Origin of the sequence: Nocardioides sambongensis, assembly GCF_006494815.1 — a bacterium.
GTDB classification, from domain to species: domain Bacteria; phylum Actinomycetota; class Actinomycetes; order Propionibacteriales; family Nocardioidaceae; genus Nocardioides; species Nocardioides sambongensis.
Genome location: NZ_CP041091.1, coordinates 74,800 through 87,899, shown reverse-complemented (window position 1 = coordinate 87,899; position 13,100 = coordinate 74,800). Strand labels below are relative to the sequence as shown.

The 13,100-nt window shown below is 71.1% G+C and carries 13 protein-coding genes and 1 pseudogene; 8 read left to right on the top strand and 6 right to left on the bottom strand.

Features of this window, described 5'->3' with window-relative positions; all coding sequences use genetic code 11:
- Window positions 1-49: 49 nt before the first annotated feature.
- A complete protein-coding gene (locus FIV43_RS00445; protein ID WP_141012538.1) occupies window positions 50-1,624 on the top strand; it encodes a sodium-dependent transporter in 1,575 nt (524 codons plus the stop codon).
- Window positions 1,621-1,761 (top strand): methionine/alanine import family NSS transporter small subunit, encoded by a 141-nt coding sequence (locus FIV43_RS00440; protein ID WP_141012537.1) that lies wholly within the window; start codon window positions 1,621-1,623, stop codon window positions 1,759-1,761. Before FIV43_RS00445 ends, FIV43_RS00440 begins: the two co-directional genes overlap by 4 nt.
- Window positions 1,762-1,800: 39 nt before the next feature.
- Here the strand turns inward: FIV43_RS00440 and FIV43_RS00435 are convergent, their stop codons facing one another.
- Window positions 1,801-2,394: a DUF4245 family protein gene (locus FIV43_RS00435; protein ID WP_181407630.1), complete on the bottom strand. Its 594-nt coding sequence runs from the start codon at window positions 2,392-2,394 to the stop codon at window positions 1,801-1,803.
- 176 nt (window positions 2,395-2,570) lie between these two features.
- Between FIV43_RS00435 and FIV43_RS00430 the strand changes: the two genes are divergently transcribed.
- The 5 genes from FIV43_RS00430 (at window position 2,571) to glpX (ending at window position 6,701) form a co-directional block, all read left to right on the top strand.
- Window positions 2,571-2,969, top strand: a complete 399-nt coding sequence (locus FIV43_RS00430) for a TOBE domain-containing protein (protein ID WP_141012535.1) — start codon at window positions 2,571-2,573, stop codon at window positions 2,967-2,969.
- Between the two features lie 27 nt (window positions 2,970-2,996).
- Window positions 2,997-3,758: a molybdate ABC transporter substrate-binding protein gene (gene modA / locus FIV43_RS00425; protein WP_141012534.1), complete on the top strand. Its 762-nt coding sequence runs from the start codon at window positions 2,997-2,999 to the stop codon at window positions 3,756-3,758.
- The gene (locus FIV43_RS00420; RefSeq protein ID WP_141012533.1) at window positions 3,755-4,594 is read left to right on the top strand and encodes an ABC transporter permease; all 840 of its coding nucleotides are present in this window, start codon (window positions 3,755-3,757) and stop codon (window positions 4,592-4,594) included. Before modA ends, FIV43_RS00420 begins: the two co-directional genes overlap by 4 nt.
- A complete protein-coding gene (locus FIV43_RS00415) occupies window positions 4,591-5,619 on the top strand; it encodes an ABC transporter ATP-binding protein (RefSeq protein WP_141012532.1) in 1,029 nt (342 codons plus the stop codon). The genes FIV43_RS00420 and FIV43_RS00415 overlap by 4 nt, the downstream gene beginning before the upstream one ends.
- 68 nt (window positions 5,620-5,687) lie before the next feature.
- On the top strand, window positions 5,688-6,701 hold the full coding sequence (glpX, locus tag FIV43_RS00410; RefSeq protein WP_141012531.1) for a class II fructose-bisphosphatase: 1,014 nt from the start codon (window positions 5,688-5,690) through the stop codon (window positions 6,699-6,701).
- A 61-nt stretch (window positions 6,702-6,762) separates the two neighbouring features.
- Here the strand turns inward: glpX and FIV43_RS00405 are convergent, their stop codons facing one another.
- Window positions 6,763-7,608, bottom strand: a complete 846-nt coding sequence (locus FIV43_RS00405) for an esterase/lipase family protein (protein WP_181407628.1) — start codon at window positions 7,606-7,608, stop codon at window positions 6,763-6,765.
- Between the two features lie 49 nt (window positions 7,609-7,657).
- Here FIV43_RS00405 and FIV43_RS00400 point away from each other — a divergent pair, with 49 nt between their 5' ends.
- Window positions 7,658-8,584 carry an alpha/beta fold hydrolase gene (locus tag FIV43_RS00400; RefSeq protein ID WP_141015650.1) on the top strand — a complete coding sequence of 309 codons (927 nt, stop codon included), beginning with the start codon at window positions 7,658-7,660 and terminating at the stop codon, window positions 8,582-8,584.
- A gap of 192 nt (window positions 8,585-8,776) precedes the next feature.
- On the opposite strand, the pseudogene FIV43_RS00395 reads toward FIV43_RS00400, so the two are convergent.
- From FIV43_RS00395 to FIV43_RS00380, 4 genes and pseudogenes are all read right to left on the bottom strand, one after another.
- A pseudogene (locus FIV43_RS00395) lies at window positions 8,777-9,844 on the bottom strand (ABC transporter ATP-binding protein); the annotation flags it as partial.
- 70 nt (window positions 9,845-9,914) lie between these two features.
- Window positions 9,915-10,748 carry a carbohydrate ABC transporter permease gene (locus FIV43_RS00390; RefSeq protein ID WP_141012529.1) on the bottom strand — a complete coding sequence of 278 codons (834 nt, stop codon included), beginning with the start codon at window positions 10,746-10,748 and terminating at the stop codon, window positions 9,915-9,917.
- Window position 10,749: 1 nt separating this feature from the next.
- The gene (locus FIV43_RS00385) at window positions 10,750-11,694 is read right to left on the bottom strand and encodes a carbohydrate ABC transporter permease (protein WP_231123582.1); all 945 of its coding nucleotides are present in this window, start codon (window positions 11,692-11,694) and stop codon (window positions 10,750-10,752) included.
- Entirely contained in the window at window positions 11,691-12,959 is a 1,269-nt protein-coding gene (locus FIV43_RS00380; RefSeq protein ID WP_181407627.1) for an extracellular solute-binding protein, read from the bottom strand. The genes FIV43_RS00385 and FIV43_RS00380 overlap by 4 nt, the downstream gene beginning before the upstream one ends.
- Window positions 12,960-13,100 lie beyond the last annotated feature (141 nt).

The following is a 13,100-nucleotide window of genomic DNA, read 5'->3' as shown; positions in this document are numbered from 1 at the left end:
CGGCGTTTCCGGGTGTCCCTCGCGGGCTCCTCGGGTCCACAATGACGGCATGGCCACGCAGTCGAGCAGTACCCCGGAGAAGTCTCGCGGCGCGTTCTCCTCGCGGCGGGTGTTCATCCTGGCCGCGATCGGGTCGGCGGTCGGACTGGGCAACATCTGGCGGTTCCCCTACGTCGCCTACGAGAACGGCGGCGGCGCGTTCATCCTCCCCTACATCGTCGCCCTGCTGACCGCGGGCATCCCGTTCCTCTTCCTGGACTACGCGCTGGGTCACCGGTTCCGCGGCTCGGCGCCGCTCTCCTTCGCCCGGCTGCGCCGCGGCGCCGAGGGGCTGGGCTGGTGGCAGGTGGGGATCTGCTTCGTGATCGCCGTCTACTACGCGGTGATCATCGCCTGGGCGCTGCGCTACACGTTCTTCTCGGTCGACAAGGCTTGGGGCGACGACCCGAACGGGTTCTTCTTCGGCGACTTCCTCGAGGCCGGGGACCCCGGTGTCACGGTGGACATCGTGCCGGGGGTGCTGGTCCCGCTGCTGCTGGTGTGGCTGGTGCTGATCGTGGTCCTGGTCCTCGGTGTGCAGAAGGGCATCGGGGCCACGGCGGCGATCTTCATCCCGGTCCTGATCCTGGCCTTCGGCGCGCTGGTGGTGCGCGCCCTCTTCCTCCCCGGCGCCGGCGCCGGACTGGACACGCTCTTCACGCCGAGCTGGGCCGCACTCGCCGAGCCGAGCGTGTGGGTCGCCGCCTTCGGGCAGATCTTCTTCTCGCTCTCGATCGGCTTCGGCATCATGATCACCTACGCCTCCTACGTCGACCGGGACACCGACATGGTCGGCTCGGGCCTGGTGGTCGGCTTCGCCAACTCCGGCTTCGAGCTGCTCGCGGGCATCGGTGTCTTCGCCGCGCTGGGCTTCATGGCGCAGGCCAGCGGGAAGGCGGTGGACGAGGTGGCCAGCGGCGGCATCGGACTGGCCTTCGTCGCGTTCCCGGCGATCATCAGCGAGGCTCCCGCCGGCGCCCTGATCGGGGTGCTCTTCTTCGGCTCCCTGGTCATCGCCGGGCTGACCTCCCTGATCTCGGTGATCGAGGTCGTCGTCTCCGCCGTCCGGGACAAGTTCGCCCTGAGCCGGGTCGCCGCCACGATGGTGGTCGCGCTGCCGGCGGCCCTGGTCAGCCTCGTCCTCTTCTCCACCACCAGCGGGGTGTACGTCCTCGACATCGCCGACCACTTCATCAACCAGTTCGGCATCCTGCTGGTCGCCGTGGTGTCGATGGTCGTCGTCGCCTGGGTCCTGCGGGCGCTGCCCCTGCTGGCCGACCACCTCAACCTGACCGGGTCGGTCCACCTCGGCACCTGGTGGCGGGCGCTGGTCATGGTGATCACGCCGGTGGCACTGGCCATCGTTCTGGTCGACGCGTTCCGCACCGACGTCCAGACGCCGTACGGCGATCCGTCGGCGCCGTTCCCGGCGTGGATGCTCGGCGTGTTCGGCTGGGGCACCGCCGCCGCCGTGCTGGTCTTCGGATTCCTGGCGGCGATGGTGCCGTGGGCCCGCCACGATGCGTTGGCCGACCCGGATCCATCGCCGAGCGGGCGGCACGTCGAGAAGGGAGCGGAAGCATGAGCGGCGCAGCGATCGCGATGATGCTGCTGGCGATGCTGGTGATCTGGGGCGGACTGATCGCCGCGATCATCAACCTCAACCGCGGCGGGTCGGCCGGCGAGGTCACCCAGGACGCCGGCAAGCACCGCGACCTCTGAGACCGGTCGCGGTGGGGCCGGCCGCTCGGTGCGGGCCGGTCAGCCCTCCACGGGCGCCCGGGTGAGCAGGTCCACGACCTGCTGCAGGTCCTCGGGCGGCGCCGAGCCGTAGACCAGCACGGTCACCTTGCCCAGGTCGGCGACGTAGCCGGTGTCGCCGCCCTCGTCCTCGTAGCCGGCCCACTGGACGGCCACCGGGTCGCTGACGGAGTCGGGGACGAGGTAGTCGTCGGTCTCGGTGGCGTCCGGGTCGACCCACTCGGTGACCAGCCCGGTGACCGAGCCCTCCTCCTGCTGGATCCCGACGAACCGGTCGTCGTCGGTGAGCAGCCGCAGGCCGAAGGTGGTGGTGTCCGCGGGGTCGAGGTCGACGCCGGTGGCGGTCCACCCGTCGGGGAGCTCGGCCGGGTAGACGGCCTTGACCCCGGAGTCCTGGGCGGCCGCGACGGAGGCCAGGTAGTCGATGTCCTCCGGCTCGAACTCGGTCGTCTCCCGGAACAGGCCGGTGAAGGCGTAGAGCGCGCCGAGGGCGACCACCACCACGACCACCGACACCACGAGGCCACCGAACGAACGCTGATAACGACCCGGCTTCTCCGGCGGGCTCGACGGGGTCGTGGTCTCGGTGCTCATCCCCTTCATTCTCGCCGACACCCGGGCGACCGGCGAATCCGGTGGCATCGGACGTCCCGTCGCGCGGCGGCTGCCCGCTCGCGACGCGCGCCCTCCACGGGTCCCCCGCAACGACTCGTGTCGCACTTGCGGCGGAATGCTGGCCAATACAGCCGCAGATGCGGCACACTCGGCGGGTGACGACGTACCGAGTTGCGGAAGCGGCCGAGATCCTCGGTGTCAGCAATGACACCGTTCGCCGCTGGATCGAGGCCGACCGGGTCCCCGCGGTGACGGCCGGGGGGCGCACGGAGATCGAGGGCGCGGCGCTCGCCGAGCTCGCCACCTCGCTGCAGGACGACGCCGCGCGGGACCGCACCGCCGGACCGTCGGTCAGCGCGCGCAACCGGATGGCCGGGATCGTCACCCGGGTCACCCGGGACACCGTGATGGCGCAGGTCGAGATGGCGTGCGGCCCCTACCGGATCGTCTCGCTGATGAGCGCCGAGGCGGCGACCGAGCTCGGCCTCGAGCCCGGCGTCCGCGCGATCGCCTCGGTGAAGTCCACCAGCGTCGTCGTCGAACGACTCCGCTGATCCCACCCCTGGATCGGAAAACCCCCGATGACCGCCTCCCCCGTCCGCCGACTGGCGGCACCGCTCGGCCTCGTTCTCCTCGCCGCCGCCACCCTCACCGGGTGCGGCGAGGACGGTGCCGACGACGCCACGCTGCAGGTGCTGGCCGCCGCCTCGCTGACCGACGTCTTCGCCGACCTCGCCGACGACTTCGAGGAGGACCACGACGGGGTCGAGGTGGAGCTCTCCTTCGGGTCCAGCACCGATCTCGCCGAGCAGGCGGCCGACGGCGCACCCGGCGACGTGCTGGCGACGGCCGACGAGGCCTCGATGACGATCGCCACCGACGCCGGGGCCGCCGCGGCGCCCACCACCTTCGCGACCAACGTGCTGGTGATCGTCACCCCGCCCGACAACCCCGCCGGGATCGAGTCGCTGGCCGACCTGGACGGCGCCACCTGGGTCCGGTGCGCCGACGAGGCGCCCTGCGGCAAGGTCGCCGCCGCGGTGCTGGCCGACAACGACGTCACCGCGGAGCCGGCGAGCCTCGAGGAGGACGTGCGCGCCACGCTGGACAAGGTGACCTCGGGCGAGGCGGACGCCGGCCTGGTCTACGCCACCGACGCGGTCGCCGCCGGGGACGACGTCACCACCATCGCGATCGACGGCGCCGAGGAGCAGCTCACCTCCTACTCCGTCGCGGCCCTCGACCAGTCCTCCGACGCCGAGCTCGCCGACGAGTGGGTCGACCTGGTCACCGGCCCCGACGGACAGGCGGTGCTCACCGAGGCGGGCTTCACCCTGCCATGACCGCCAGCCCCACGACCGCAGCGCCGGCCACCGACCGGGCCGCGGCCACGGACCCGCTGGGACGGGCGCCGCTCGCACTGCTGCTGCCGGCGATCGCGGCAGTCGTGCTGCTCGTGGTCCCACTGGTCGCCATGGTCGCCTCGGCCGATCCGACAGCCCTCTGGGACGCACTCGGGTCGCCGATGCTGCAGGAGGCACTGTGGCTCTCGGTGCTGACCTCCACGCTGGCGATGATGGTCTGCCTGCTGCTCGGCCTGCCGCTGGCCTGGGTCCTCGCCCGCGTCGACTTCCGCGGACGCCGGCTCGTCCGCGCCCTGGTGACCGTGCCGATGGTGCTGCCACCGGTCGTCGCGGGCATCGCGTTGCGCTCCGCGTTCGGGCGCTCCGGGATCGTCGGCGAGCCACTCCTCGACGCCACCGGCTTCGCCTTCCCCTACACGGTGTGGGGCGTCGTGCTCGCCCACGTCTTCGTGTCGCTGCCGTTCGTGGTGATCAGCATGGAGGGCGGCCTGCGCTCCGCCGGCACCCGGTACGACGCCGCCGCCGCGGTGCTCGGCGCCTCCCGCTGGACGACGTTCCGCCGGGTCACCGTGCCGCTGGCGCTCCCGGGCATCGCCGCCGGGATGCTGCTCGGCTGGGCCCGCTCGCTCGGCGAGTTCGGGGCGACCATCACCTTCAACGGCAACTACCCCGGCACCACCCAGACGATGCCGACCCTGATCTACGTGGCCCGGCAGTCCGACACCGACGCCGCGCTGGCGCTGAGCCTGGTGATGCTGGCGTTCTCGGTCGCCGTGCTCGTGGTGCTCCGCGACCGCTGGCTGGTGACCGCATGAGCGGACCCTGGGAGCTGCGGGTGCGGGTGCCCGGCCGCGTCGAGGTGCACAGCACGGTCCCGCACGGCTCGGTGGTGGCGGTGGTCGGACCGAACGGCGCCGGCAAGTCCAGCCTGGTGCACGCCCTGGCCGGGCTGGTGCCGAGCGAGGGCCGGCTGGTGCGTGAGGGCACCGACCTGTTCGCCGTACCGGTGCAGCGGCGGGGGGTGGGCCTGGTCTTCCAGGACCGCCGCCTCTTCCCCCACCTGAGCGCGGTGGAGAACGTGGCGTTCGGGCCGCGGGCGCGCGGGGTGGCCGCCGCCGAGGCGCGTCACGCCGCCCAGGAGCTGCTGGAGCTGCTCGGCATCGGCGACCTCGCCGGCCGGCGGCCCGCCGAGCTGTCCGGCGGTCAGGCGCAACGGGTCGCGATCGCCCGGGCGCTGGTCGGCGCTCCGGAGCTGCTGCTCCTCGACGAGCCCTTCACCGGCCTCGACGTCGGGGTCGCAGCCGCGCTGCGGATCGAGCTCGGCCGACACCTCACCGACTTCGGCGGCACCACCTTCCTGGTCACCCACGACGCCATCGACGCGCTGACGCTGGCCGACCGGGTCATCGTCCTGGACGGCGGGCGGGTGGTCCAGGAGGGCACCCCTACCGAGGTGGCCGCCCGGCCGAGGTCGGAGCACGCGGCCCGCCTGGTCGGGCTCAACGTCGTCCCCGACGGCGCGACGCTGCGCGCCTTCCCGCCCTCCGCGGTCGTCGTCTCCCCCACCCCGCCGCACGGGTCGGCCCGCCACCGCTGGCACGGCCGGGTCGGCAGCGCAGCACCGCACGGGGACGCGATCCGGGTCCAGGTCGAGATCGACCAGGACGCCGGGGACGCACGGAGCGGCGAGGCGGGCGGTCCGGCCTCCCTGATCGCCGACGTCACGCCGGCCGCGACCCGGGAGCTGGACCTGGTCGCGGGCCGATCGGTGTGGCTGACGGTCAAGGAGACCGCGGTGACCACCTACCCGGCCGCCACCTCGGACGGCGCCCGGGCGTGAGCAGCCCCACCGCGCCCGGTCGGTGAGGACCGCGCGGCCCGGTGGCGGGTGCCGATAGGATTCGCGGCATGGACGAAGCCCTCGCTGTCGAGCCGCCCGCCCCCGACCGCAACCTGGCCCTGGAGCTCGTCCGGGTCACCGAGGCGGCAGCGATGGCCGCCGGCCGCTGGGTCGGCCGCGGTGACAAGAACGGCGCCGACGGCGTCGCCGTCCAGGCGATGCGGGTGATGATCTCCACGATCGGGATGAACGGCACCGTGGTGATCGGCGAGGGCGAGAAGGACAACGCCCCGATGCTCTACAACGGCGAGAGCGTCGGCGACGGCACCGGGCCCGAGTGCGACGTCGCGGTCGACCCGATCGACGGCACCACCCTGACCGCCAAGGGGATGACCAACGCGGTCTCCGTGCTCGCCGTGTCGCCGCGCGGCTCGATGTACGACCCCTCCGCGGTCTTCTACATGGAGAAGCTGGTCACCGGCCCCGAGGCCGCCGACGTGGTCGACATCCGTTATCCGGTGGCCGAGAACATCCACCAGGTCGCGAAGGCCAAGGGCTCGAACCCCTCCGACGTGACCGTGGTCCTGCTGGACCGTCCGCGGCACGGCACGCTGGTCGACGAGATCCGCGCGACCGGCGCCCGGATCAAGTTCATCAGCGACGGCGACGTGGCCGGCGCGATCATGGCGGGCCGACCCGACACCGGCATCGACCTGCTGATGGGCATCGGCGGCACCCCCGAGGGGATCATCACCGCCTGCGCCATGAAGTGCATCGGCGGCGTGATCCAGGGCCGGCTGTGGCCCGCCGACGACGACGAGCGCCAGCGCGCCATCGACGCCGGACACAACCTCGACCCGGAGCACGTGCTCACCACCGACGACCTGGTCACCGGGGACGACTGCTTCTTCGTCGCCACCGGCATCACCGACGGCGAGCTGCTCAAGGGCGTGCGCTACCGGGCCGGCGGCGCGCAGACCCAGTCGCTGGTGATGCGGTCCCGCAGCGGCACCATCCGCACCATCACCTCCGACCACCAGCTGCAGAAGCTGCGGAGCTTCTCCTCCATCGACTTCGACTGAGCCGGCTGGCCTGCTGGCCGGCCGGCGCCGCGGCCCAGGTCCCGTCGCCGGACCACGGCGGTCAGGCGGTGGCGGAGCCCGCCACGTGCAGGGCCGCCGGTGCGACCGAGGCCTGCAGGGCGAGGGCCTCCAGCACGCGCCCGGTGACCCGCGGGTCGACCACCAGTCCGATGTGGGAGCCCTTGACCTGCACCGCACGCCCCTCGGGGTCGATGCAGGCGCGCCAGTCGACGATTCCGTCGCCCTTGGAGTAGATGTTCGTCATCAGCACGCCTTCGGGCGGCAGCTGGCTCTCGGTGAAGGCCGCCTCGGCGCAGGCTCCGGCCACGCACTCACTCGACATCAGCCCCGGCGTGCCGAGGTCGCTGAGCCGGCCCAGCGTCCGCACCCCGCCGCTGAGCAGGGCGTGGTGCGCAGCCGGCGCCTTCATCGGCGAGCCGAGCGTGACGATGCCGGCGACCAGGTCCGGCCGCCGGACCGCGATGCCGCGGGCGATCATGCCGCCGAGGCTGTGCCCGACGATCTGCACCTTGGCGTCCCGGCGCGCCGCGATGTGCTCGAGCCGGGCCTCGACCAGCGCTGCGGCGTCCAGCACGCACCCGACGTTGGCGTGGATCCCGGACCGGTAGGTGCGGTAGCCCTGGTCGCGCAGGCTGCGCGCGAGCGCGGCCATGGTCCAGTCACCGGCGAGGAACCCGGGCACCAGCAGCACCGGGTCGGTACGACGTGCGACCGCCCGCTGCGTGTAGGAGCTGCGACGTCGCGCGCGACGCCCCGCCGACCGGTGCACGGCCAGCCTGCCCGCCTCCCCGACCAGCGTGCCCTCCTTGAGCAGCGCGGCCAGGGGCGGACGCCCGTAGCCGTCCGGCATCAGGAACGACGCCATGATCTGAGTCACATCAGTCATGTTACGTCGTTGAAACGCGACGCAAACCCCATTCGGCACACTGGGACGCATGACGATCGAGGTGAGCGCCTCCGAGGAGCTCTTCGCGCCCCTGCGCAACGGCATCGAGCTCTGCTACCAGACCTTCGGCGACCCCGACGACGACCCACTCCTGCTGGTGATGGGCCTCGGCGGACCGATGATCTGGTGGGACGAGCAGCTGTGCCGGCGGCTGGCGGCCGCGGGCTTCTTCGTGATCCGCTACGACAACCGCGACATCGGGCGCTCCACCACGCGCGGGCCGGCGCTGGGCATGGGCACGCTCGCGCGTGGCTTTCTGACCGGCCGCGCGCCCACGCCGTACCGGATCGCGGACCTGACCCAGGACGCGTTCGGTCTGCTCGATCACCTCGGCATCCCGGCCGCCCATGTCGCCGGGGCGTCGATGGGCGGGATGATCGCGCAGAGCATGGCGATCGCCGCGCCGGAGCGGGTGCTCAGCCTGACCAGCATCATGTCGACCACGGGTCGGCGCAGCGTCGGCCACCAGCACCCGCAGCTGCTGCCGATGCTCTTCCGTCGCCGCCGCGACACCCGGGAGGCCTACGTGGAGTCCAGCCTGCGGCTGTGGAAGGTGATCGGCTCCCCCGCCTACCCCGGCGACGACGCGGCGCTGAGCCGGCGGGCCGGGGACACCTTCGACCGTGGGGTGGACCCGGCCGGCGTGCTGCGGCAGATGGCCGCGATCACCACCCAGCCCGACCGCACCAAGGCGCTGGGGTCGCTCACCATGCCGGTGCTGGTGCTGCACGGGACGGCCGACAAGATGGTCGACGTCTCCGGTGGACGGGCCACCGCCGCGGCCGCGCACGGCGCCGAGCTGGTGCTGATCACGGGGATGGGGCACGACCTGCCGGCCGCCCTGTACGACACCTTCACCGCCGCGATCCGACGCAACGCGGACCGCACCTTCGGCACCCGGCCTCCGGTCAGCTGAAGCCGGGCCCTCGAACCCCTGAGGCCCGGTGCCCGGCGCCGTGAGACCCGTGCGGAGCCGAGCCTCAGCCCGCGGCCGTCGCCTCCACCTCGGCCCCGGGATCCGGCCCGCGCGCTCACGGTCCACGGTCAGGTTCTCGCCCGTGGCGGGGTCGAACAGGTGCATCCGGCGTCCGTCCACCCAGATCTCGGCCTCCTCCCCCTCCGCGATCCGGCTCGCGCCGTCCAGCGACACCACCAGCTGGGTCCGAAGCGCCTCGCCGTCGAGGTCCTGCTCGAGCTGCTGGAGCTGCTTCGTGACCTCGCCCGGCGACTCGAACGGGAGGTAGGCGTAGGTCTCGTTGCCCAGCCACTCCACCACGTCCACCGGGGCCCGGAACGTCGAGCCGGCGCGGCCCTCCTCCGAGGCCAGCGTGGCGTCCTCGAAGTGCTCGGGCCGGATCCCGGCGATGAGCAGCCCCTTCCCGGCGGCCTTCTCCGCCTTCTCCGGGGGGATCTCGACCTTGCCGAAGGGCAAGTCGACGGTGGTGCCCTCCACGGTGGCCGGCAGGAAGTTCATCGGCGGTGAGCCGATGAAGCCGGCCACGAACAGGTTGCCCGGGTTCTCGTAGAGCTCCCGCGGCGTGGCGAGCTGCTGCAGCAGGCCTCGCTTGAGCACCGCGACCCGGTCCCCGAGGGTCATCGCCTCGGTCTGGTCGTGGGTGACGTAGACCGTGGTGATGCCGAGCCGCTTCTGCAGCCGGGAGATCTCGGTGCGCATCTGGCCGCGCAGCTTGGCGTCGAGGTTGGAGAGCGGCTCGTCGAAGAGGAACGCGTCCGCCTGCCGGACGATCGCCCGCCCCATCGCGACCCGCTGCCGCTGGCCACCGGAGAGGTTGCCGGGCTTGCGCTCCAGGTGCTCGTCGAGCTCCAGGGTCGCCGACGCCTCGCGCACCAGCTTGTCCACCTCCTCGTCGGAGGTCTTGGCCAGCCGGAGCGGGAACGCGATGTTCTCGTAGACCGTGAGGTGCGGGTAGAGCGCGTAGTTCTGGAACACCATCGCCAGGTTGCGCTCGCGGGGAGGCAGGTCGTTGACCCGGCGCTCGCCGATCAGCATGTCGCCGGAGGTGATGTCCTCCAGTCCCACGATCATCCGGAGCAGGGTCGACTTGCCGCAGCCCGAGGGCCCGACGAGGATCATGAACTCGCCGTCGGCCACGTCGATCGAGACGTCGTTCACGGCCGGGAAGCCGTCGCCGTACTGCTTGACGATGTTGCGCATCGTGATAGCGGCCATCATTGCCTCGCTTCGGGTGTGGTGGGGTGCTGGTCGGTGTCGGGGTGCACGGTCCTCATCCCTTCACGGCGCCGGAGGTCAGGCCGGCGACGATCTTGCGCTGGAAGATCAGCACGATGACGATGATCGGGATCGTCGCGATGACGGCTCCGGCGGCCAGGAGCGAGGCCGGTCGGTTGAAGGGGTCGGCCCCGACGAAGAAGGACAGCGATGCCGGGATCGGGCGGGCGTTCTCGGTGGAGGTCAGCGAGATCCCGAAGACGAAGTCGTTCCAGGCGAAGAAGAAGGTCAGGATCGCCGCGGTGAACACGCCGGGCGCCGCCAGCGGCACGATCACCTTGCGGAACGCCTGCCACGAGGTGGCGCCGTCCACCTGCGCCGCCTGCTCCATCTCCCACGGGATCTCGCGGAAGAACGCCGAGAGGGTCCAGATCGCCAGCGGCAGGGTGAAGGACATGTACGGGATGATCAGGCCGGGCCAGGTGTCGTAGAGCCCGATCGCGCGCCACATGTCGAACAGCGGACCGACCAGCGAGACCACCGGGAACATCGCGATCGCCAGCGAGAGCGAGAGCACCGCCTTCTTGCCGGTGAACTCCAGCCGGGCGATCGCGTACGCCGCCAGCGTCGCCACGATGACCGAGAGCACGGTGGCGATCAGGCTGATCCCGATCGAGTTGAAGATCGCCCTCCGGAACTGTTCGTTGTCCCAGACCGCCTGGTAGTTGTCCCAGCCGGCGAAGCCGCCCTCGGCCGGCAGGAAGCCCGGGCTGCCGTTGGTGATGGACTCCTCGGACTTGAAGGACAGCGAGATGATCCATGCCACCGGCAGCAGGCACCAGATCATGATCAGGACGCAGCCGACGACGATGCCGATCTTGTTGCGCATGTCAGGACTCCTGCCTTGCCTGGGCCAGGTCGACGCGGAAGAGCTTGACGATCAGGTAGGCCACCAGCAGCACCGAGAGGAACAGCAGCACCGAGAGGGCCGAGCCCATCCCGAGCTGGAACTGCTCGATCGTCTGGCGGTAGGTGAGGAAGCTGATCGACTCGGTCTTCTGCGCTCCCGCGGTCATCACGAAGATGTTGTCGAAGATCCGGTAGGCGTCCAGGGCCCGGAACAGGACCGCGACCATGATCGCGGCGCGCATGTTCGGCAGGATCACCTTGGTCAGCCGCTGCCACCAGGTCGCCCCGTCGACCTTGGCCGCCTCCACCATGTCCTCCGACACCTGCGCCAGTCCGGCGAGCAGGAGCAGGGACATGAACGGCGTCGTCTTCCAGATCTCGGAGACCATGATCGCGATCACCGCGGGCGTGGTCTCGCCGAACCAGTTGAAGTCGTCGCCCACGAACGGCAGCCAGCCGTTGATGAAGCCGTTCTGGAACGAGAACGCGAACTGCCAGGTGAACCCGGAGACCACGGTGATGATGCCGTAGGGGATCAGGATCGAGGTGCGGATGAGGCCGCGCGCGAAGATCACCCGGTGCATCACCATCGCGAAGATGAAGCCGATCACCAGCTCCACCGCGACGGTGACCACCATGTAGAGCACCGTCATCCCGGTGGTCTGCCAGAACAGCGGATCGGTCAGCGCCGTCAGGTAATTGCTGAGGCCGAGGAACTCGCGGTCCTCCGGGGCGGTCAGCGCGTAGTCGAAGGTGGAGAGGTAGATCGCGCGCAGCATCGGGAACGCGGTCACCAGCAGCATCAGGATGATCGCCGGCGCGACCAGCCGCTGACCCAACCGGGTCTCGGCCTTCGCCCGGTCGCTGGCCACCGGCTTCTTGCCGGCCTGGCGCTTGCCCTGCGTCGGGGCCGTCACGGCGCTCACAGCAGTGCCTTCCCTTCGAGCACGTCCTTGAGATAGTCCGCGGACTCCTCCGGCGTGCTGTCCGGGTCGACGGAGGTCGGCGAGTGCCATCGCGCCTGGACGGCGCTGGAGATCATCGCGTAGAACGCGCTCTTCGGCCGGGGCCCGCCCTCGTCGACGCTGGTGCGGTACAGGTCGAGCAGGTCCTCGGGATAGTCCCCGCTGGCCGCGACCTCGTCGTAGGCCGAGTTGGTCGAGGGCATCAGCCCGTCGGTGAGCGCGAGCTCGACCTGGGCCTCCTTGGAGGTGATGCACTCGGCCGCCTCGGCCGCCCAGTCCGGGTTGTCGGTGTAGGCGCCGATGCCGATGTCGATGCCGCCGACCGGGGGCATCGACTCCTCCCCCTCCACGGTCTGCGGGTAGCGCGCCCACCCGAGGTCCTTGAAGGCCGCTTCGTCGGCCGGCCCACCGGGCTGTCCGATCCCGCCCTCGTAGTTCTTGTAGACGAAGGTCCAGTTGACCATGAACTCACCGGCACCGGAGGTGGGGTACATCTGGCCGAGGCTGGTGCCTTCGTTGGAGACGGTCAGGTCGGGCTGGGCCGCGTCGGAGTCGGCGAGCTTCTCGATGATCTCGGCCGCCTTGCGACCGGCGTCGGAGTCGATGTCCACCGACGCGTCCTTGCCGGCCTCGGTGTCGGAGACGATGTCACCACCGGCACCCTGGATCATCGCGTTGATCCACACCACGTAGGCCTCGTACTTGTTCGCCTGGACGCCGACGGTGCCGTCGTTGTCCGCCGCGGCCTGGATCACCTGGTCCCAGGTGACCGGCTGGGACATGTCCAGACCGGCGGCCTCGGCCAGGGACTTGCGGTACCAGAGCACCTGGGTATTGGCCCACAGCGGGATCGCGTAGACCTTGTCCTCCCAGGTCACCGTCTCCGCTGCGCCGGCCAGGTAGTCACCGTCGCCCTCGAGGCTGGCGTTGACCTCGTCGGCGGTGTCCCCCTCGATCTCCTGGAGCCATCCCGCGTTGGCGAACTCCGCGACGAAGACCGGGTCGAGGTTCATCAGGTCGGTGGAGGAGTCCTCGGCCGCGAGCCGGCGAGCCAGCTGCGTGCGCTGGTCCGTGGCCGAGCTGGGCAGCTCCTGGACGGCGATGTCGTAGTCGTCGGTGCTGCACTGCTCGGCGTACTTCTTGAAGGTGTCGACGCCGTCCGGGTTGACGTACCAGTTCAAGACCGGCGCGTCCGATCCGCAGGCGCTCAGAGCCCCGGTCGCCATCACCGCGATGGCGGCGAGCGCAACGGCCCGCGTCCCCCTGCGCGACGCCGCGCGCACCGGTCGCCGTCTCGGACGACCTGGTTCCTTGCCTGCACTGGACGTCATTGACCAGTTCACCCCTTCCGAGGGATCGGGCTCGTT